Origin of the sequence: Streptomyces zaehneri (assembly GCF_032248645.1) — a bacterium.
Lineage (GTDB): Bacteria > Actinomycetota > Actinomycetes > Streptomycetales > Streptomycetaceae > Streptomyces > Streptomyces coriariae.
In genome coordinates, this window is sequence record NZ_JASTTJ010000011.1 from 62,661 (window position 1) to 82,364 (window position 19,704).

The 19,704-nt window shown below is 72.2% G+C and carries 20 protein-coding genes and 2 tRNA genes; 6 read left to right on the forward strand and 16 right to left on the reverse strand.

The features are described 5' to 3' along the window. Window positions 1-73: 73 nt before the first annotated feature. The 4 genes from QQM72_RS19735 to QQM72_RS19750 all read right to left on the reverse strand — a co-directional run bounded on the left by QQM72_RS19735 (window position 74) and on the right by QQM72_RS19750 (window position 3,902). Window positions 74-340 carry a hypothetical protein gene (locus QQM72_RS19735; protein WP_314222187.1) on the reverse strand — a complete coding sequence of 89 codons (267 nt, stop codon included), beginning with the start codon at window positions 338-340 and terminating at the stop codon, window positions 74-76. Between the two features lie 93 nt (window positions 341-433). Next, entirely contained in the window at window positions 434-1,318 is an 885-nt protein-coding gene (locus QQM72_RS19740; RefSeq protein WP_314222188.1) for an SDR family oxidoreductase, read from the reverse strand. After that, window positions 1,315-2,397, reverse strand: a complete 1,083-nt coding sequence (locus tag QQM72_RS19745; RefSeq protein WP_314222189.1) for an alpha/beta fold hydrolase — start codon at window positions 2,395-2,397, stop codon at window positions 1,315-1,317. Before QQM72_RS19745 ends, QQM72_RS19740 begins: the two co-directional genes overlap by 4 nt. Continuing rightward, the gene (locus QQM72_RS19750) at window positions 2,394-3,902 is read right to left on the reverse strand and encodes a flavin-containing monooxygenase (protein WP_314222190.1); all 1,509 of its coding nucleotides are present in this window, start codon (window positions 3,900-3,902) and stop codon (window positions 2,394-2,396) included. Before QQM72_RS19750 ends, QQM72_RS19745 begins: the two co-directional genes overlap by 4 nt. A gap of 141 nt (window positions 3,903-4,043) precedes the next feature. Between QQM72_RS19750 and QQM72_RS19755 the strand changes: the two genes are divergently transcribed. Continuing rightward, window positions 4,044-4,688 (forward strand): MerR family transcriptional regulator, encoded by a 645-nt coding sequence (locus QQM72_RS19755; RefSeq protein ID WP_314222191.1) that lies wholly within the window; start codon window positions 4,044-4,046, stop codon window positions 4,686-4,688. Window positions 4,689-4,911: 223 nt separating this feature from the next. Here the strand turns inward: QQM72_RS19755 and QQM72_RS19760 are convergent, their stop codons facing one another. After that, a complete protein-coding gene (locus tag QQM72_RS19760; RefSeq protein ID WP_314222192.1) occupies window positions 4,912-5,715 on the reverse strand; it encodes an exodeoxyribonuclease III in 804 nt (267 codons plus the stop codon). A gap of 139 nt (window positions 5,716-5,854) precedes the next feature. Between QQM72_RS19760 and QQM72_RS19765 the strand changes: the two genes are divergently transcribed. Continuing rightward, on the forward strand, window positions 5,855-6,337 hold the full coding sequence (locus QQM72_RS19765) for a GNAT family N-acetyltransferase (RefSeq protein WP_314222193.1): 483 nt from the start codon (window positions 5,855-5,857) through the stop codon (window positions 6,335-6,337). A gap of 57 nt (window positions 6,338-6,394) precedes the next feature. On the opposite strand, the gene QQM72_RS19770 is transcribed toward QQM72_RS19765, so the two are convergent. Together QQM72_RS19770 and QQM72_RS19775 are read right to left on the reverse strand one after the other, a co-directional pair. Beyond that, entirely contained in the window at window positions 6,395-7,006 is a 612-nt protein-coding gene (locus tag QQM72_RS19770) for a response regulator transcription factor (RefSeq protein WP_314222329.1), read from the reverse strand. A 20-nt stretch (window positions 7,007-7,026) separates the two neighbouring features. Beyond that, entirely contained in the window at window positions 7,027-8,400 is a 1,374-nt protein-coding gene (locus QQM72_RS19775) for a sensor histidine kinase (protein ID WP_314222194.1), read from the reverse strand. Window positions 8,401-8,533: 133 nt separating this feature from the next. On the opposite strand from QQM72_RS19775, the gene QQM72_RS19780 reads away from it, so the two are divergent. Then, window positions 8,534-9,310: an ABC transporter ATP-binding protein gene (locus QQM72_RS19780; protein ID WP_314222195.1), complete on the forward strand. Its 777-nt coding sequence runs from the start codon at window positions 8,534-8,536 to the stop codon at window positions 9,308-9,310. After that, on the forward strand, window positions 9,304-11,793 hold the full coding sequence (locus QQM72_RS19785; protein WP_314222196.1) for an FtsX-like permease family protein: 2,490 nt from the start codon (window positions 9,304-9,306) through the stop codon (window positions 11,791-11,793). Before QQM72_RS19780 ends, QQM72_RS19785 begins: the two co-directional genes overlap by 7 nt. Window positions 11,794-11,968: 175 nt before the next feature. On the opposite strand, the gene QQM72_RS19790 is transcribed toward QQM72_RS19785, so the two are convergent. After that, on the reverse strand, window positions 11,969-12,436 hold the full coding sequence (locus tag QQM72_RS19790; RefSeq protein WP_314222197.1) for a DUF6083 domain-containing protein: 468 nt from the start codon (window positions 12,434-12,436) through the stop codon (window positions 11,969-11,971). A 181-nt stretch (window positions 12,437-12,617) separates the two neighbouring features. On the opposite strand from QQM72_RS19790, the gene QQM72_RS19795 reads away from it, so the two are divergent. Continuing rightward, window positions 12,618-12,702: transfer RNA gene (locus tag QQM72_RS19795), tRNA-OTHER, on the forward strand. Between the two features lie 118 nt (window positions 12,703-12,820). Here QQM72_RS19795 and QQM72_RS19800 read toward each other — a convergent pair. The 8 genes from QQM72_RS19800 to galU form a co-directional block, all read right to left on the reverse strand. After that, window positions 12,821-13,006 (reverse strand): hypothetical protein, encoded by a 186-nt coding sequence (locus QQM72_RS19800; RefSeq protein WP_314222198.1) that lies wholly within the window; start codon window positions 13,004-13,006, stop codon window positions 12,821-12,823. A 352-nt stretch (window positions 13,007-13,358) separates the two neighbouring features. Next, window positions 13,359-13,432: transfer RNA gene (locus QQM72_RS19805), tRNA-Ala, on the reverse strand. Between the two features lie 82 nt (window positions 13,433-13,514). Beyond that, window positions 13,515-14,858, reverse strand: a complete 1,344-nt coding sequence (gene sepX / locus QQM72_RS19810; RefSeq protein WP_314222199.1) for a divisome protein SepX/GlpR — start codon at window positions 14,856-14,858, stop codon at window positions 13,515-13,517. A 145-nt stretch (window positions 14,859-15,003) separates the two neighbouring features. Beyond that, complete coding sequence (locus QQM72_RS19815; protein ID WP_314222200.1) at window positions 15,004-15,600, reverse strand: GNAT family N-acetyltransferase; 597 nt, start codon at window positions 15,598-15,600, stop codon at window positions 15,004-15,006. 26 nt (window positions 15,601-15,626) lie between these two features. Then, window positions 15,627-16,163 (reverse strand): MogA/MoaB family molybdenum cofactor biosynthesis protein, encoded by a 537-nt coding sequence (locus QQM72_RS19820; protein WP_314222201.1) that lies wholly within the window; start codon window positions 16,161-16,163, stop codon window positions 15,627-15,629. Next, window positions 16,160-16,639 carry a cyclic pyranopterin monophosphate synthase MoaC gene (gene moaC / locus QQM72_RS19825; protein ID WP_020128380.1) on the reverse strand — a complete coding sequence of 160 codons (480 nt, stop codon included), beginning with the start codon at window positions 16,637-16,639 and terminating at the stop codon, window positions 16,160-16,162. The genes QQM72_RS19820 and moaC overlap by 4 nt, the downstream gene beginning before the upstream one ends. Window positions 16,640-16,702: 63 nt before the next feature. After that, on the reverse strand, window positions 16,703-18,028 hold the full coding sequence (gene glp / locus QQM72_RS19830; RefSeq protein ID WP_314222202.1) for a molybdotransferase-like divisome protein Glp: 1,326 nt from the start codon (window positions 18,026-18,028) through the stop codon (window positions 16,703-16,705). Between the two features lie 5 nt (window positions 18,029-18,033). Then, window positions 18,034-18,936, reverse strand: coding sequence for a UTP--glucose-1-phosphate uridylyltransferase GalU (gene galU, locus QQM72_RS19835; RefSeq protein WP_020128378.1), 903 nt, complete (start codon window positions 18,934-18,936; stop codon window positions 18,034-18,036). A 105-nt stretch (window positions 18,937-19,041) separates the two neighbouring features. Between galU and QQM72_RS19840 the strand changes: the two genes are divergently transcribed. Continuing rightward, a complete protein-coding gene (locus tag QQM72_RS19840) occupies window positions 19,042-19,656 on the forward strand; it encodes a 5-formyltetrahydrofolate cyclo-ligase (RefSeq protein ID WP_314222203.1) in 615 nt (204 codons plus the stop codon). Window positions 19,657-19,704 lie beyond the last annotated feature (48 nt).

Here is a 19,704-nt window from a genome sequence, read left to right on the forward strand (position 1 = left end):
GTCCTTCGCGAACGAGGCAGGGCGGCCTCCTGGAAGGGAGGGCGCCCCACGTCATCGCACAGACCGAGTCCGGCTAGAAGTCCTGGCCGATACGGTCGTCGTCGTCGCGCCGCATACGCTCCGTGTCCTGACCGGGACGCTGGCCCGAACGCTCGCCGGGACGCTGGCCCGAACGCTCTCCGGGCCGCTCGCCGGGACGCTCACCGGACCGCTCGCCCGGACGCTCGCCCGGGTGCTGCTTGCCGCGCTGCTGCGCCTGCTCCTTGGCCTGCCCGACCTTCTGCTTGGCCTGCTGCTTGAACTGCTCGGACTGGTCCTGGAACTTGTCCTTCATACCCATGTGGGTTCACTCCTGTGGGGAGATGAGGGGGGTTGGGGCCCCTTGGTGGGGCCTCGACCAGACTCACACGGGCGCTCACCGTGCGCATGTCGATCAACTACGCTGCGTAGCCCTCGCCTGTTCGTCGGCGGAGCCGCCCGCGCCCACCAGCCCCGTCCGCATCCCCTGCAGCCGGGGCGCGAACCGCTTCATCTCGCGCTGGCCCACCGTCCCGACGACCGCGGGCAGATAGCCGCGCACCCCCTGCATCCCCCGCAGCCACCACTGTCCGTACACGTGCGCCGAGCGCCGTTCGATCCCGGCCACGATCCGGTCGACGGCCGGCCCCAGCGGGTACGTCTTGTTCGACGGCCACGGCAGCCGCTGCCTCAACTCCCGCATCACCTCGTCCTGATCGGCGCCCCGCACCATGTCGGTGTCGGTCCAGGACAGGTAGCCGACGCCGACGCGGACACCCTGGTGGCCGACCTCGGCGCGCAGGCTGTGCGCGTACGCCTCCACGCCCGACTTGGACGCGCAGTACGCGGTCATCATCGGCGCCGGGGTGATCGCGGCGAGCGAGGCGATCTGGAGGAGGTAGCCGCGGCTCTCCCGCAGCAGCGGCAGGAAGGCGCGGGCCGTGACCGCCGAGCCGATCAGGTTGACCTCGATGACGCGTCGCCAGGCCTGCGGGTCGGAGTCGGCGAACGGACCGCCGTTGGCCACACCGGCGTTGGCGACCACGATGTCCACCTTGCCGAAGCGCTCCTTCACCTCCGCCGCGACCCGGGCCATCGCCTCGTGGTCGGTGACGTCGGCGTACCAGTGGTCGCTGTCGCTGTGCAGCCGCTCGGAGACCTGCTTCAGCGCGTCCGGCTCCAGGCCGACCAGCGCGACCTTCACCCCGCGCGCGGAGAGCTTGCGGGCCAGCAGCTCCCCCACGCCCCGCGCGGCCCCGGTCACGACGGCGACCTGTCCTTCGAGACTGACCCTGCTCATGCGCCCTCCTTCAACTGTGCGTATGTGGTGACGAGTTCCCGGATCCGGCCGGTGACCAGTTCGGGCGCCTCGACCGGCGTCATATGGCCGAGGCCGGGCAGTTCGGTGAGGCCGACGCAGTGCGGGAGCGCTGCGGCGATCCGGCGGGAGTGCACCGGCGGGGTGAGCCGGTCGCCGCTGCCGACGATCACCGCCGTGGGCACCCGCAACTCCCGTACGCCGTGGTCGAGGTCGAGCAGGTTCAGCACGTGCGACCAGGTGTGCCGCACCTTGCGCGGGCAGGCGTGCACGATGCGGGCGCAGGCGTCCACCATGTGCGGGGCGGAACCGGCGCCCATCGTGGCGTACTTGAGGATCTGCTTGGCGACCGGCGTGACCGGTCCGAGGGGCGCCCTCGACCCGAGGATGTGCCGGGTCAGCCAGGTCCGCAACGGGCCGGGCCGCAGGGGGAGGACGGTGGACTCGGCGACCAGGGCCGAGGCGCCGGTGCTGCACAGCAGGACGGCCGCCGCGTGTTCCTGGAAGGCGTCCCTGGCGGCCGCCGCCAGCACCGTCATGCCGCCCATGGAGTGCCCGGCGATCACCGCCTTCTCACCGGGCGCGAGCGTCGCGGCGAGGACCGCTTCCAGGTCGTCGGCGAGGGTGTCGGTGCTGCACGCCTGGCTCGGCAAGGTGCGTCCGTGGCCGCGCTGGTCGTAGGCGATGACCCGGTGATCGGCGGCCAGGTCCCGGATCTGGGCCGCCCAGAACGCGGTCGAGCAGGTCCAGCCGTGGGCGAGGACGACGGCGGGCGCGGTCTCGGGACCGTGGACCTCGACGTGCAGGAGCGTGCCGTCGGCGGAGACGGCGGTGAGCTCCCGCGAAGGCACACGGGAGATCCCGGCCGAGGCCCCGGCGGAGGTTTCGGCGGAGGTTTCGGCGGAGGCGGCCTCGGCGGAGATGTGGGCGGAGGGCTCGGCGGGGGCCTTGTCCGACGACTTGCCGGAGGGTGTGCTGGACGAACTGCCGGAGGAGGACTCGGCTGAGGAAGGCTGGGCGGAGGAGGGCTTGGCGGAGGAGGGCTGGGCGGAGGACGTCATGCCGTCACCTCGTCCGGCTCCTCGGCGGCCCTGCGCACGGCGGGCGCCCGCAGGACCTCGTACTCCGCGAGGTCGACGCGTCGGGTGGCCCGCCGGAACTCGGCCGTGGTGCCCGGCCAGATCGTGGTGTTGCGGCCGCTCGCGTCTAGGTACCAGCTGGTGCAGCCGCCCGTGTTCCACACCGTCCGCTTCATCCGGTCCTGCACCCGGCGGTTCCAGGCGTGCACGGCGCTCGGCCGCGCGTCCAGCGCCGCGCGCCCCCCGAGGACGTCGAGCTGGCGCAGGTAGTCGGCCATGTAGTTCAGCTGGGACTCGATCATCAGGATCATGGAGGAGTTCCCGAGGCCGGTGTTGGGGCCGATGATCGTCATCCAGTTGGGGAAGCCGGCGGCGGAGGCGCCGCGCAGGGCCTCCATGCCGTCCTTCCAGCTCTCCGCGAGCGTCCGCCCCTCGGCGCCCACCACCCGGTCGGCGATCGGCATGTCGGTGACGTGGAAACCGGTGCCGAAGACGATCGCGTCGACCTCGGCCTCGCTGCCGTCGGCGGCGACCAGCGTGGACCCGCGGATCTCGCTCAGCCCGCTCGCGACGACGTCCACATTGGGCTGGGCGAGGGCCGGATAGTAGGTGCTGGACAGCAGGATCCGCTTGCAGCCGATGCGGTAGTCCGGGGTGAGCCTGGCCCGCAGGGCCGGGTCCTTGATGGCGCGGGCCATGTTCTGCTTGGCGAGCCGCTCGACGAGTCCGAGCTGGTTGGGGTGCTTGGTGAACGCCTGGACCTGGAGTTCCCGGATGCCCCAGAGCAGTCCGCGGCGCAGCTGGGTGGTGAAGGGCACGGCGCGGTGCAGTGCGCGCTCCGCGCCGCTGATGGGCCGGTCCATGCGGGGCATCACCCAGGGCGGGGTGCGCTGGAAGAGCGTCAGCCGGGAGACGTCGGGCTGTACGGCGGGCACGATCTGGATGGCGGACGCGCCGGTGCCGACCATGGCGACGCGCTGCCCGGTGAGGTCGTGGTCGTGGTCCCAGCGGGCCGAGTGGAAGACCTTGCCGGGGAAGGTGTCGAGTCCGGGGATCTCCGGGATCTTCGGGTCGGACAGCGGCCCGGTGGCCGACACGACGACATCGGCGAAGTACCGCCCGCCGCTGGTCTCGATGTCCCAGCGCAGCTCCTGCGCGTCCCACGTCATCCGCAGCACCTCGGAGTCCAGCCGCAGATGCGGACGGAGCCCGAAGACGTCCGCGACATGCTCCAGATAGGCGCGGATGTGCTCCTGTCCGGAGAAGGTGCGCGGCCAGTCCGGGTTGGGCGCGAAGGAGAAGGAGTACAGGTGGGAGGGCACGTCACAGGCGCACCCCGGGTAGCTGTTGTCCCGCCAGGTGCCGCCGACGCTGCCCGCCCGCTCCAGGACGACGAAGTCGGTGATCCCCTCGCGGCGCAGCCGCACGGCCGCCCCCAGCCCACCGAAACCGGACCCGATCACCGCCACCCGTACGTGTTCGGTCATCCCGACGCCTCCTAGCCGTGCGTGCGACTCTACGGACTCTGCCAGTGAACACTGGCGCAATGGGAGCGTAGAGCAGCTCCGTACCGATGGGTAGGGGCCGGGAGAGGGAAAGTTACCGACGGTACAACATAGGCTTCGCCCGTGACGGACAAGCGGGAGTACCGAACGGAGGAGCTGGCCGCGGAGGCCGGCATCACGGTGCGCACCCTGCGCTTCTACCGCGAGCGCAAACTCCTCGCGCCACCGCGCCGTGAAGGCCGTATCGCCTGGTACGACGACCATCACCTGGCCCGCCTTCGCACGATCGCGGCACTGCTGGAACGCGGCCACACCCTCACCGGCATCGCGGAGCTGGCGGACGCCCTCGACCACGGCCGCGGCGTGGCCGACCTCCTGGGCGTCGGCGGCCCCACCGAGGAGGAACCGGTCCGCCTGACCCCCGAGGAACTCGCCGCGCGTTTCGAGGGCCAGGTCACCACCGAGAACCTCGCCGCCGCCCTGGACCTCGGCTACCTGGGAACCGACGGCGACGAGATCGTCCACATCAGCCGTCGCCTGCTGGACGTCTCCTCCGCCCTGGTCCGCGAGGGCATCCCGCTCGCCGAGGTGCTGGCGGCCGGCGTCAGGGTCCGCGAACACGCCGACGCCCTCGCCGGCCTCTTCACCGACCTGATCCTGCGCCACGCGACCGAGGACGACCTGCCCCGGCTGCGCCCACTGGCACGCAGCGTGGTCGAGGCGGAACTGTCCCTCGCGCTGGACCGACGACTGCACAAGTCGACCTAGAGATCCCGACGGCGGTCGCGCTTGCGGTCGCGCTTGCGGTGGTGATCGCGGTCATACCCAAGTCGTACAGGCCGTCGCCCTGAGGACACGCGACGGCGACCGCGGCCGTGCTTGCGGTCACCCCAGGGCGCGCCTGACGGTGCGCCGCCGTCCTACCCAGGTCGTACGTGCCGTCGCCCCAAGGCGCCCCGGAAGTCACACCAGAGGTCGCCTTCAGGGCGCCCTAAAGGTCGTAGACCACCGTCACCGGAGCGTGGTCCGACCAGCGCTCGCCATGTGTGGCCGCCCGCTCCACGAACCCCTTGACGGCCCTGCCCGCGAGGGTGGGCGTCGAGACGTGAAGGTCGATGCGCCATCCCGAGTCGTTGTCGAAGGCCCGCCCCCGGTACGACCACCACGTGTACGGCCCCTCCACGTCCGGGTGCAGCGACCGCACGACGTCGACGTAGCCGCCGTCCGTCGGGGCGAAGACCTGGGTCAGCCAGTCGCGCTCCTCCGGGAGGAAGCCCGAGTTCTTGGTGTTGGAGCGCCAGTTCTTCAGGTCGGCCTGCTGGTGGGCGATGTTCCAGTCGCCCACCACGAGGACCTCGCGGCCGTCGGCGGCGGCACGGGCGCGCAGGTCCTTGAGATGGGCCAGGAACTCGCCCATGAAGCGGACCTTCTCGTCCTGCCGGTCGGTGCCGACCTCACCGGAGGGCAGGTAGAGGGAGGCGATCGTCACACCGGGCAGGTCGGCCTCGACGTAACGGCCGCTGCCGTCGAACTCGGACGAGCCGAAGCCGATCCGGACGGCGTCCGGCTCACGGCGGCTGTACAGGGAGACACCGGCGCGGCCCTTCGCGGCGGCCGGCGCGTGGGTGACGAACCAGCCCTCGGGGGCCCGGACCGCCTCCGGCAACTGCCCCGGCTCGGCACGCACCTCCTGGAGGCACAGCACGTCGGCGGAGGTGTCGGCGAGCCACTCCACGAAGCCCTTCTTCGCGGCGGCACGCAGTCCATTCACGTTCACGGAGGTCACGGTCAGCACCCCGGCACGATACAGGCCCGGTCCCGCGCGGGCCTGCGCCCTGCGACCTCCGAACTCCGCCCTCCGGCGGATACCGGCACACTGGACCGGGTCCAGAATCGACTTTTCCAGGATTGTGCATACAACTACTGTGAGCAGCATGAATATACGCCCGGTCGCCTTCGACCACCCCGACGCCGTCAAGCTGAACGACGAGGTCCAGGCCGAGTACCACGAGCGCTACGGCGACGGCGGTGACGCCACCGTCCTGGAGCCGTCCGACTTCCGGCGGCCGCGCGGGGTCTACCTCATCGCGTACGACGAGCTGGACCGGCCGGTGGCCACGGGCGGCTGGCGCAGCCAGGACGACGACGGCGAGGGGCACGAGGACGGCGACGCCGAACTCAAGCGGATGTTCGTGATCCGGGAGATGCGGGGCAGAGGACTGGCCCGGCGGATACTCACCGCGCTGGAGGAGGACGCGCGAGCGGCCGGCCGCGTCCGGATGGTCCTGGAGACCGGCACCGAGCAACCCGAGGCCATCGCGCTGTACACCTCCAGCGGATACGCGCCGTGCGCGAAGTTCGGCTACTACAGGGAGTACGAGAACAGCCGGTGCTACGCCAAGCCGCTCGGCCTCTGAGCAACCTCGGCTCCGAAGGAGCCCCGGCTCCGGAAACCGCCCGGCTCCGGGAGAACCTCAGCTTCTGAGGTAGGCGAGCACCGCCAGGACGCGGCGGTGGGTGTCGTCGGCCGGGGGCAGGTCCAGCTTGGTGAGGATGCCCCCGATGTGCTTGCCGACGGCCGCCTCCGACACCACCAGCTGACGGGCTATCGCACCGTTGGACCGCCCCTCCGCCACCAGCGCCAGCACCTCCCGCTCGCGTGGGGTGAGCCGGGCCAGCGGGTCCCGGCGCCGGCGCAGCAGTTGCCGTACGACCTCCGGGTCGACGACCGTGCCGCCGGCCGCGACCTCGCGCAGCGCGTCGACGAACTCCTCCACCTGGCCCACCCGGTCCTTGAGCAGATAGCCGACGCCGGTGCCGTCGCCGGAGTCGAGGAGTTCGGCCGCGTACGCCCGCTGCACGTACTGGCTGAGGACGAGCACCGGCAGTGCGGGCCGCTCCGCGCGCAGCAGGACCGCCGCCCTCAGCCCCTCGTCCTGGAAGGCGGGCGGCATGCGGACGTCGGTCACGACGATGTCGGGCGCGTGGTGGGCGACCGCCTCGAGCAGACCCGGCGCGTCGCCCACCGCCGCCACGACCTCGTGCCCGAAGCGGGTGAGCAGCGTCGTCAGGCCGTCGCGCAGCAGGACGCCGTCCTCGGCGAGGACTACGCGGAGGCCCCGGCGGCCGTTCCCGTCCGCTCCTTCGACTCGCTCGGCGGCCCCGACTGACTCGGCTGGTTCGGCGGGCTCGGCGGGCTCGGCTCGCAAGGGATCTCCACACGCAGCAGGGTCGGTCCGCCCGGCGGGCTGGTCAGGGTCAGTCTTCCATCCAGCACCGACACCCGGTCCGCGAGACCGGTGAGGCCGGTGCCGCGGGCGCTGTCGGCGCCGCCGCGGCCGTCGTCGGTCACCTCCAGGACGAGCAGCCGCCCGCCCCGGTGCTCCGCACGCACGCGTGCGCGCCGCGCACCGCTGTGCCGGGCCACGTTGGCCAGTGCCTCGCGGACCACGAAGTAGGCGGCGGCCTCCACGGCCTGCGGGAGCCGCGACGCCGGCCGGGCGAACTCCACGTCCACGGGGAGGGGCGAGCGGTCGGCCGCGTCGGCGACGGCCGCCTCCAGGCCGTAGTCGGCGAGCACCCGGGGGTGGATGCCGTGGATCAGCTCACGCAGTTCCGCGAGGGCCGCGCCCGCCTCCTCATGGGCACGGGCGAGCCGCTCGGCGAGGGGGCCGCCGGGCGGGGCGTCGAGACGGGCCAGGCCGAGGTTCATGGTGAGCGCGACCAGACGCTGCTGCGCGCCGTCGTGCAGATCGCGTTCGATCCGCCGGCGCTCTCCCTCGAACGCGTCAACCAACCGCGCGCGGGAGCGTGTCAGTTCGACGACCCTCGCCTGCGGATCGCCCCCGCGCGGGGCGACGAGCAACCGGGTCAACGCGGCCCTGGCCCCCGCCGCCACCCCGAGGACGTACCCGCCCACGGCCAGCAGCAGCACGCCCAGCGCGGCGGCGCCGAAAGCGGCCGGCCAGCCGGTCACCGTCCACAGCTTGAGCACCTTCGTCTCACGGCCCCCGCCGACCGTCGCCAGCAGCAGCGGTGCCGCGACCGTCGCGAGGGGGACGAACAGGGCGACGGTCAGCAGGAGTGCCTCGGCCGGCCAGAAGAGGCACGCGGCGACAAGGGTGTGGCCGAGCTCGCGCCAGGTGGCCCGTTCCCCGAGCCGGGTGGTGAGCCAGCTGCGCAGGCCCGGCGCGGCGGGCTCGGCATGCGCGCCGGGCGCGTCGTCCGCGTCGACGAGGCGCAGCCGGCGCCGCTCCAGGGCGGCCACGGGCAGCCCGGCGAAGGCGACGGACGCGAGCAGCGGCAGCCCGACGAGGACGACCGCGAGAACTCCGCCCACCGCCACCACCGCGACCAGCCCCACGAGGACGGCCGCTCCGGTGACCGCCCCCGTCGACAGATAGGCGACGGCCCGCCAGGGCCACGGCGACAGCAGGTAACCCGGGCGGATCAAGGCCTGCCACACGTTTCGGGGTTGCATACGGATCACCGTAGAAGGGGCGCCGCGCCGGGACCATCGGCCTGACCGGAGGTCCGGAGGTATGCCTGGCCCTACCCCAGGTCTCGGTCCTGCCCGAGAGACGGGACCGGGGCGCGCACGCTTTCGTGGGGCCATGACCACACACGCCGTCCAACTGACCTCCGTGAGCAGGCGATACGGCGCCTCGGGCACCCAGGTGGCCGCGCTCGACGACGTCACCCTCGCCCTCCCCCGGGGCTCGTTCACCGCCGTCATGGGGCCGTCCGGCTCGGGCAAGTCGACGCTGCTCCAGTGCGCCGCCGGGCTGGACCGGCCGACCTCGGGGTCGGTGCGGATCGGCGGGACCGAACTGACGGGACTGAGCGAACGGCGGCTGACGCTGCTGCGCCGGGAGCGGATCGGCTTCGTCTTCCAGTCGTTCAACCTGCTGCCCACCCTCACCGCCGAGCAGAACGTCGCCCTCCCGCTGCGGCTGGCCGGCCACCGCCCGTCGAGGGCACAGGTCCACGACGCCCTGCGGCAGGTCGGACTCGCCGACCGCGCCGGTCACCGCCCGGACCGGCTCTCCGGCGGCCAGCAGCAACGCGTCGCCCTGGCCCGCGCCGTGATCACCCGCCCGGAGGTCCTGTTCGGCGACGAGCCGACCGGCGCGCTGGACTCCCGTACCGGCCGCGAGGTGCTGATCCTGCTGCGCTCCCTGGTCGACGAGGACGGCCGGACGGTCGTCATGGTCACCCACGACCCGCTCGCCGCCTCCTACGCGGACGGGGTGGTCTTCCTGGTCGACGGCCGCATCCACGGCGAACTCCGCGGCGCCGACACGTCCGTGGAGGCGATCGCGACCCGGATGGCGGGGCTGGAGACCGCAGCCGACGGCGCCACGCTCTCCCCGGCGGGTGCCGCGTGCTGAGCGTCGCGTGGCACACCCTGCGCGCCCGATGGGCCGCCTTCGCCGGCAGTTCCGTCGCCCTCGCGCTCGGCGTCGCCCTGCTCACCGTGATGGGACAGGCGCTGGCCGCGTCCCTGGACGCGCCGGTGCGCGCGCCGGAGCGCTTCGCGGCGGCGCCGGTGGTGGTCAGGGGCCAGGACACGCTGCGGGTGGCGACCTCCACCGGTGAGCGGACGAAGGAACTGGCCCGGCCGCGCCCGGTGCCCGCCGGAACCGTCGCCGCGCTCCGCGCGCTCGGCCCGGTCACCGAGGACCGCTCCTTCCCGGTCCGGGCGTACGGCGCCCCCGCCGCACCGGACGACCTGGTCGGCCACCCCTGGTCGACGGCCCGCTTCGCCCCCTACCGGCTGACCGCGGGCCGGGCCCCGGCAGCGGCCGGCGAGGTGGTGACCAGCGGCGACTGGGCGACCGTGGGCACCCGACTGCACACCGCGGACGGACCGTTGCGCGTGGTCGGAACAGTCACGACGGTGAGCGAACCGGGAACCGGCACCGGGCCAGGCACCGGAACCGGCTTCGAGTACGCCGTGTTCTACCCGGACGCCCAAGCCGCCCGCCTCGCCCCGGAGTCGACCCAACTGGTCGTCGAGGCGGACGTGGCAGCCGTACGGGCGGCGGTCAAGGACCAGGCCGAGGAAGTGGACGAGGACCAGGCCGAGGACGTACGGATCCTCACCGGGGACGCCCGCCGGCTGGCCGACGCCGACCCGGACCGCGACGCCGAAGCCCTGACGGCGCTGAACGCCCTGTTCGGCACGGCGGGTGGCGTGACCGCCTTCGTGTCCGTCTTCGTCGTGGCCTCCACCTTCGCCTTCGCGGTCGACCGGCGTCGCCGCGAGTTCGGCCTGTTGCGCACCGCCGGGGCGACACCGGGCCAGATCCGGCGGACGGTCCTGGCGGAGGCCCTGCTGGTCGGCACGCTCGCCTCGGCGACAGGCTGCGTGCTGGGCGCGTACGGCGCGCCCCACCTGGCCGAACTGGTGGTCGACGGCGGGCTCGCGCCGAAGTGGTACGCGATCGGCGGCCCTTCGGCCGACGTCTGGCCGTACCACCTGGCCTTCTGGACGGGCCTGCTGGTGGCCCTGTGCGGTGCGCTCGCCGCGTCCTGGCGGGCCGGACGCACCGCCCCGGCCCAGGCACTGCGCGAAGCCTCGGTGGACGGGCGCGCGCTGACCCTGGGACGACGCGCGTGCGGTACGGCTCTCCTGCTCACGGCGGTCGCGGTCCTCGCGTACACGCTGACGACCGACCCGGGCGAGCTGCTCCACCGCAAGTCGTACATCAGCCGCCCCCTCTTGCTCATCACTGCGGTGGCGCTGCTCTCGCCCCTGACGGTGCGTCCCCTGGTGCCCCGGCTGCCGGGCGCGGTGGGCCTGTTGGCGCGGGCGGGGGCGGTCGCCGGGGTCCGCCGTACCGCAGCGGTGGCCGCGCCCGTCCTGGTCACCGTCGCGCTGGCGGGCTCCCTGCCTGGCGCGACGGCCACGATCGGCGCGGCGCGGGCGGCGGAGGTACGGCAGCAGACGGTCGCCGACTTCGTGGTGACCCCGCAGGACGGAACGACCCTGCGGGCAGAGGCAGTCGAGAAGCTGCGGCAGGTGCCCGGCACGGTCGTGTCGGCCAGTTCCGCCACCACCGTGTTCACGCTGGAGGACGACGTGGCACTGGTGAGGTCCGAGGCCAGGGCGGCTGATCCGGCGCTGCTCACCACCACCGTACGGCTGCCGGTGACCGCCGGGCGGCTCACCGACCTCGACGACGGGTCGATCGTCGTGACCGAGGAGTGGGCGCGGCACCGCGTGGGACAACAGGTGCGGGTGTGGCTCGGAGACGGCACGCCGAAGACCCTCCGGATCGCCGCCGTGTTGTCCGTCGGCACCGGGGACAACGGCGCCTACGTCACCCCGGCCAACGCGGGCGGCGGGGGCGTGGACCGCGTGGACGTACGGGTGCGGGCGGGCGCCGACCCGACCGCGGTGGGCGCGCGGCTGCGGACCGTCGACGGGGTGCGGGTGATGAGCGGGACGCAGTGGGTGCGAGCGGCCCACCCGCAGACGAACCGGACGACCCGGCTCGGCCTGCTGCTCGTCCTGGGCATCGCGCTTGTCTACACCGGCATCTCGGTGTCCAACACCCTGGCCATGGCGGCCGCCGAACGCAGAGCCGACCTGACGGCCCTACGGCGGGCCGGCGCCACCAGCGGCCAGATCCTGCGACTGGCCGCCGCCGAGGCACTGATCGCCGTGGCGGTCGGCACACTGCTCGGCCTCCTGGTCACGGCCGTCAACCTGGCCGGCCTGAGCGCCGCCCTGCACCTGCTCGCGGCCCCACCGACCATCGCCCTGCCCTGGCAGGCACTCACCTGGACAACGGCAGCCTGCGCCCTGCTCGCGACAACCACGGCCATGACATCGACGGCACCGGCACTACGCCCGCCCCGACCATGAACCACCGGACCTGGACCAGGCGTCCCTCTGGCGCACCGTTGTTCTGTCTTCGACGCGGCGACACCTGGACGCCGCCGTTGCCCAACTGGCCGTGGTGTGCGTGTCGTTCCGCATCCGAGCAGGCCAGCCGGGGTGCGTGAACGCTGCTGAGCAGTATGCGAGGCTGCCCCGCCCTCTACGGCTCACCCCACTCGGGGGCGCACATCATGCGGTGAGCCGGCACGACGGGTTCACTCGGCAGCGGAGGGATTCCACGGACCCGCACGGCCACGATGTCCGCGGGAACGGGAGATCGACCCGGAAGCCTCGTCAAACGCCACCTGAAGGCCTCTGGGACGTCTTTGGCAGGCAACTCCACCATGGCGAGACTGACCCACCGGTCGTAGTTGGTGGGATACAGACGGACCAATGCGCCACATTCTGGGCAAAGTGGTGGATCGATCCATGCCACGTCGTCGGGGTCGGGATCCGGCCTGGGTGCGGCTGTGGCCCCATCGGCTTCGGCCATCTCGTTGGCGAAGGTGTTCCAGCACCTCTCGCAATAGCTCGCCATGAGGTCGAACCGTCCGCGCTCACGCACGGTGTGGCTGGCCTCCCCGCAGCGATGGCATGCCAACTGGTCACGATCCCGAATCGCCCCCATGTATGTGAGTGTGAGCGAATACGACTGGATCCCAGTAGATCGCGATTTGGCCGTATTCGACGATCAGGGGAGCGTGGATGGCCGTCGAAGCCCGGTGATGAACTCGACCGAGCCGGTGCCCTGAGGCGTCAACCTCCAAAAGAGGTGGGCTCGCCAGTCTGTGAGCCAGTACGATCCGCCTGGCCATGAGTCGTTCAGCGGCCCAAGACGTCGCGCTCGGGTTCGCCCCGACGCGGAAACCCCGGTTCGAATCCGGGCCGTGGCCACCCTCTGCCTTCCCGGGGTGCGACCCCACCTCAGCTCATGGGCGATACGGCTCTTGGCGCCGGTCACGCCTCCATGGTGGTCTGGCAGCGAAGCCGCCGCCGCAGGGACAGGGTGCCGTCACTCGGTGATCGCCGAACCGGCAACCAGGGGCATCAGCAGGCGGCTCGTGGCGAACAGGACAGGTTCCCCGTCCAGGACGAACTCCGGAGATCTGCGTTGCGCTCTCCGGCGCAGCCAGAAGGAACGGGAGTTGGCCAAGCAGGCTGCCGGCGAACCGTGGTCGGGCATCGACTTGGTGTTCACGACGCGCTACGGGACACCGATCGAACCCGCAACTTCAACCGCCTGCCCGTCGACCGCTCGACCCTGGCCGGCGTCCGTGAGATCCGGCTGCACGACACCCGACACACGTGCGGTTCGCTCCTCGCGGCGGCCGACGTGCACCCGCGGGCAGCCATGCAGATCCTTCGGCACGGCTAGATCGCGGTAACGCTGGAGGTGTACACGCACGTGCCCTCAAAGGCCACCCGCCGGGCACTGCGCAAGCCGGGCAAGCACCTTGGGAAGCAAGATCCGGAGCAGTTGCCGTACTTCACTGCAGCACGACACCAAAGAACCCCTGCCGGATCTCCCCGGCAGGGGTTCTGAGCTGCGGTGGACCTGTGGGGATTTGAACCCCAGACCCCCTCGATGCGAACGAGGTGCGCTACCAGACTGCGCCACAGGCCCTTGCAACGAGTGAAACTCTAGCATCCCGGTCGGCCTGCTTGGAAATCCGTTCCCCGAGGCCGGGCGCGGGATGCCGGGGCTCTCATTCGTTGGCGGCCAGTGGCCGCTCGCCGTCCTCGTACTGGTCGAACAGCGGGGTGCGGCCGCGCTCGCGCGAGCGTCGGGCGGAGGCCGCGCGCCGGGCGTCGCTCCGCTCGTCGCCGTCCGCCTCCCGGTCCTCCGCGCGGTCCGCATCGTCGGATTCCCCGGCCGGCGCGTCCCCTGCGTCCGCCGCTTCGTGCTCGGGCGCCACCGAACTCGAGCGGGCCGAGCTCCAGGCGTCCGGCGCCCCCAGGTCCACGTCGGAGGTCGCCCGAGGCGCGACCGGCGCGGTCACGTACGTCGGCAGCGGTACCGGTACCGGGTCCCAGCTCTCGCCGTGACCGGGGCGGCGCTGCCGCTCGCGCTGCTGGTCGACCCACTCCGCGTGATCGGTCTGCTCGACGAGTGCCCTGCGATCCGCGGCGAGCGCCAGCAGACCCGGGTCGGTCTCCGGCTCGGGGGCCGCGTGCGGCTCCTCTGCGCCGGCGTCGGGGCCGGTGTCGACGGACGAGGCGGGCGCCGAGGCGGGCGCGCGTCGGCGCGGCTGACGCTCCCGCAGCCGCTGCGCGGCGACCTCTGCGCGCCTGCGGTCCATCTGGAAGGCGAAGCGGCGGCGCTCCTGGGCGCGCAGGTAACCGATGTACGCGCTGAGCAGGACGGCGGGCACGGCGGGCGCCCAGAGGAACGCGAGTCCGCCGACCGCCGCGACGATCGCGCCGAGCGTGAAGGCGAGGAAGAGCATCACGGTGGTGCGCCGGCGGCGCGCGAGCGCCTTCGAGCGCTGGGCGCGCGCGGCGGACGCCTGCTCGGCGGGCGTGCGCCGGGCGACCGGCGCCCGACGTCCGGCCGGAACGGCGCCGCCTTCGCGTGCGGGCTTGGCGCCCTGTTCACGGTGGTCGTGCGCGGGCTTGGCCACCGGATCGCGCGCAGGTTCACGAGCCGCCTCCGGACGCCCAGCCTCCGAACGCCCCGGCCCTCGTTCCTGTCCGCGCTCCTGGGCTCGGTCCTGTCCGCGCTCTGTGGCTCGTTCCTGAACGCGCTCCTGGACCGGCGCCTTCACCTGCGGGCGGGTCGGAGGCATGGCGAAGGACCGGACGTCCACCGATGCGGTGACGGCGTCCGGAACGTCGGCGCCGGACTCCCCCTCCTCGGTGGAGCGCGCCCGCAGGTCCTTGGCGTACCGGCGCTCCATTCCCGCCCGTCCGGACAGCAGCCGGATGGCGGTGCTGAAGCGTTCCGTCGGACGGGCCTCGTTCAGCTCGTCCTGCCTACGGAGCCACATAGGCACCAAGTAGGCGGCCCAGGCCCCGACAATGACTGCGTAGATGAGGCCGCTGCTGCTCACGCCTCACACGGTAGAGGGGTTTACGTGAGGCCATCCGCCAATTGGGCCGGTGTGTCGCACGATCTGGCTGATATTTCGAACTTTTTTTGCGACCGGTGCGATCAACCGATCATTTTCGAACATCCATTCGACTGATCGGGCTAATTCAATTGGCCGCCTTCTGCGAGCGTGTGCGCCGCCACCGGTTCAGCAGTCCCTCCGGGACCTCCTCCGCCGTGAGCGCGAAGACGAGGTGGTCACGCCAGGCGCCGTCGATGTGGAGATAGCGCGGCCGCAGGCCCTCCTCACGGAATCCGAGTTTTTCCACGACCCGGCGGCTCGGCCCGTTCTCGGGCCGAATGCAGACCTCGATGCGGTGCAGTCCGACGGTGCGGAAACAGTGGTCCACGATGAGCGCCACGGCCGTCGGCATCACCCCGCGGCCGGCCACCGACTCGTCCACCCAGTAGCCGACGTGACCGGAGCACATCGACCCCCAGGTGATCCCCGCGACCGTCAACTGCCCGACGAGCCGCCCCTGGTACTCGATCACGAACGGCAGCATCCGGCCCGCGTTCGCCTCGGATCGCAGATGCCGGACCATCTGGCGGTAGGTCGGCCGGTGCGCGATCGGCCCGCTGGGCGCGGGCGGCGGGATGGTCGCCTCCCAGGGGCGCAGCCAGTCGCGGTTACGCCGGTTGACCTCGCGCCAGGCCCGCTGGTCGCGCAGCTTTATGGGCCGCAGGACGATGTCGCCCTCCACCAGTTCGACGGGCCAGGATGAGGTGTTCAGCTCGCACCCCCGTGGCTCGGTCTGGGGTGGTCGCCGCCACGGATCTGGTCGACGGCGTGAATCAGCAGGGGCTCCAGGACGGCCAGCCCGTCCTTCACCCCGCCGGTGGAGCCCGGCAGGTTGACGATCAACGTGCCGCCCGCCACTCCGGCCAGGCCCCGGGAGAGCGCCGCGGTGGGCACCTTCTCCCGGCCGTACGCCCGGATGGCCTCGGCGATGCCCGGCACCTCGCGGTCGATCACCGCGCGGGTGACCTCGGGGGTGCGGTCGGTGGGCGAGATGCCGGTGCCGCCGGTGGTGACGACGGCGTCGTACCCGGCCTCGACGGCGGCCCGCAGCGCCGCCTCCACCGGGTCCCCGTCGGGAACCACCTGCGGCCCGGCGACGGCGAAGCCGAAGCCGCGCAGCGCTTCGGCGATCAGCGGGCCACCCCTGTCCTCGTAGACGCCGGCGGCGGCCCGGTTGGAGGCGGTCACGACCAGCGCGCGGTACGGAGCGGGCAGGGCACCACCGGCCGACGTGTCGAGTGTCATGCCCGGCTCCAGTCGCCCGACTTGCCGCCCGTCTTCTCCTCCACGCGCACGTCCGTGATGACCGCTCCCTTGTCGACCGCCTTCACCATGTCGATCACGGTGAGCGCGGCGACGGAGACCGCGGTGAGCGCCTCCATCTCGACGCCCGTGCGGTCCGTCGTCTTCACCGTGGCGGTGATCTCCACGGCGTCGTCCGCGACCGACACATCCAGTTTCACACCGGAGACGGCCAAGGGGTGGCACAGCGGGATCAGGTCCGGGGTGCGTTTGGCGCCCATGATGCCCGCGATCCGCGCGGTGGCCAGCGCGTCCCCCTTGGGTACCCCCTCGCCGCGCAGCAGCTCGACCACACGGGGCGAGACGAGGACCCGCCCGCTGGCACGCGCGGTGCGCGCGGTGACGTCCTTGCCGGAAACGTCGACCATGCGGGCGGCGCCCACGTCGTCGATGTGCGTCAGTCGGTCCTGCGTACTCATGGTGGTGTGGCGCTCCCGGTCCGGGCCTGTTGTGCGCGACACGGTACCCCCAACCAGGGCCACTCAGCCGAGGAGGACCACCTCGACGTCGGCACCGGGCTCGACGTGCTCCACGTCCTCGGGGACGACGATCAGCGAGTCGGCGTGCGCGAGGGCCGCGACCAGGTGGGAGCCGGCGCCCCCGACGGGGCGGACGGTGCCGTCGTCGTAGGTGGCGCGCAGGAACTGTCTGCGGCCCTTCGGCGAGGTCAGCGCCTTGTCGGCGATCAGCTTCGCGCGCGTGGTGGGCCGGTGGACGTCCTCGAGGCCCATGAGGGTGCGGATGGCGGGTCGCACGAACAGCTCGAACGAGACGTACGACGACACCGGGTTGCCCGGCAGGGCCAGCAGGGGGATGTGGTCGGGGCCGATGGAGCCGAACCCCTGGGGCTTGCCGGGCTGCATGGCGAGCTTGCGGAACTCGACACCGCTGCCCGCCTCGTCCTCGTCGCCGACGTGCTCAAGGGCCTCCTTGACGACGTCGTACGCCCCTACGCTCACCCCGCCGGTGGTGACGACGAGGTCGGCGCGGACCAGCTGGTCCTCGATGGTGGAGCGGAGCGTCTCGGCGTCGTCGGCGACCGCGCCGACCCGGTAGGCGATGGCGCCGGCGTCCCGGGCGGCCGCGGTGAGGGCGAAGCTGTTGGAGTCGTAGATCTGGCCGCTGCCCAGTTCCTCTCCGGGCTGGACGAGTTCGCTGCCGGTGGACATCACGACCACGCGCGGGCGCGGTCGCACGCGTACGGTGCCCCGGCCGATCGCGGCGAGCAGGGCGATCTGGGGCGGTCCGAGGACGGTCCCGGCGTCGAGGGCGCGGTCGCCCGCCTTCACGTCGCTGCCCTTCGCGCGCACGTGCGCGCGTGCCTCGGCGGGCCGGTACACGCGCACGTGCCCCGAGGCCTGCTCGGGGGCGAGGCTGCGGGCACGCATCCCGCTGACCGGACCCTCGCCGAGTCCGCCGTCGGTCCACTCCACGGGGACGACGGCCTCGGCGCCCGCCGGGAGCGGGGCGCCGGTCATGATGCGGGCGGCCTGGCCGGGTCCCACGTACAGCAGGTCGGCCGCCTGTCCCGCCGCGACGTCGCCCACGACGTCCAGAGCCGCCGGGAACTCCTCGCTCGCGCCCGCGACATCCGCGACCCGCACCGCGTACCCGTCCATGGAGCTGTTGTCGAAGGGCGGCAGCGAGACCGGCACCATGACGTCGTCGACCAGGACGCACCCCTGGGCGTCGGGCAGTTGCAGCTCGATGGGTTCCAGGGGGCGGACGGTGGCGAGGATGTCCTCCAGGTGTTCGTCCACCGACCAGAGCTGGTCCCGGCCGGTGGGGTGGTGCGCGGCGGTGCTCAAAGTGGCTACATCTCCTCGGTGACGTAACTGCGAAGCCAGGAACGGAAGTCCGGACCCAGATCCTCACGTTCGCACGCGAGTCTGACAATGGCACGCAGGTAGTCGCCGCGGTCGCCGGTGTCATAGCGGCGGCCCTTGAAGACGACGCCGTGGACGGGGCCGCCGACCTTCTCGTCCTGCGCGAGCTGCTGGAGGGCGTCGGTGAGCTGGATCTCGCCGCCGCGGCCGGGCTCGGTCTGCCGCAGTATGCCGAACACGCTCGGGTCGAGGACGTAGCGTCCGATGATCGCGTAGTTCGACGGGGCGTCGGCCGGGTCCGGCTTCTCGACGAGGCCGGTCACCTTGACGACGTCACTGTCCACGGTGGCCTCCACGGCGGCGCAGCCGTAGAGGTGGATCTGCTCGGGTGCGACCTCCATGAGCGCGACGACGCTGCCGCCGTGCCGTTCCTGCACCTCGATCATCCGCTGGAGCAGCGGGTCGCGGGGGTCGATCAGGTCGTCGCCCAGCAGGACGGCGAAGGGCTCCTGCCCTACATGCGGGGCCGCGCACAGGACGGCGTGTCCGAGGCCCTTGGGGTCGCCCTGGCGTACGTAGTGCATGGTCGCGAGGTCGCTGGACTGCTGGACTTTGGCGAGCCGGGCGGCGTCGCCCTTCTTCTGCAGGGCCGACTCGAGTTCGTAGTTGCGGTCGAAGTGGTCCTCGAGAGGGCGCTTGTTGCGGCCTGTGACCATGAGGACGTCGTCGAGACCGGCGGAGACGGCTTCCTCGACCACGTACTGGATAGCCGGCTTGTCCACGACCGGCAGCATCTCCTTGGGAGTGGCCTTGGTCGCCGGCAGGAACCGGGTGCCGAGGCCGGCTGCGGGGATGACAGCCTTGCTGATCCTGGGGTGCGACTGCGTCATGTCGGCAACCTTATCCGGTGACTTTGAGAGGGATCTGTGGCTCCGGTTAATTGATGATCATATGAACGCATTAGAGCCGTGTGGGACAAGTGCAGGGAGCGACATATGAGCCACCTCGAAGGCGGACCAGAGTCTGACAAACGTACGTTGCGGCGAGGGTTCCTCGCCGTGAGAAACAGATTGACGCCCGATGACGTGCGCGCGGCCGCCGTCGCCCTGGCCGAGCGGGCCCTGGAGCTGCCCGAGTTGACGCACGCGCGCACGGTCGCGGCGTACGTCTCCGTGGGTACCGAGCCGGGCACCCTGACGCTGCTGGACGCGCTGCGCGCGCGGGGCGTACGGGTGCTGCTCCCCGCGCTGCTGCCCGACAACGACCTGGACTGGGCCGCCTACACCGGCGAAAGCTCTCTCGCGCGGGTCCTGCACGGCGGGAAGATGGCCCTCCTGGAGCCGGCCGGAGAGCGCCTCGGCCCGGACGCCGTGACGGCCGCCGACGTGGTGCTGCTGCCCGGACTGGCGGTCGACGCGCACGGAACGCGCCTGGGACGCGGCGGAGGATCGTACGACCGCGTACTGGCCCGGCTGGCGGACTCCGGGGCCCACCCCGCGCTGGTCGTGCTCCTGTACGACGCCGAGGTCGTCGAGCACGTCCCCGGGGAGGCGCACGACCGGCCTGTGCACGCGGTGGTGACGCCCTCGGGGACACGACGCTTCACCTGACCGCCGTGCCCTCATGCCGGAAGGGGCCCTCCACGCACGCGTGGAGGG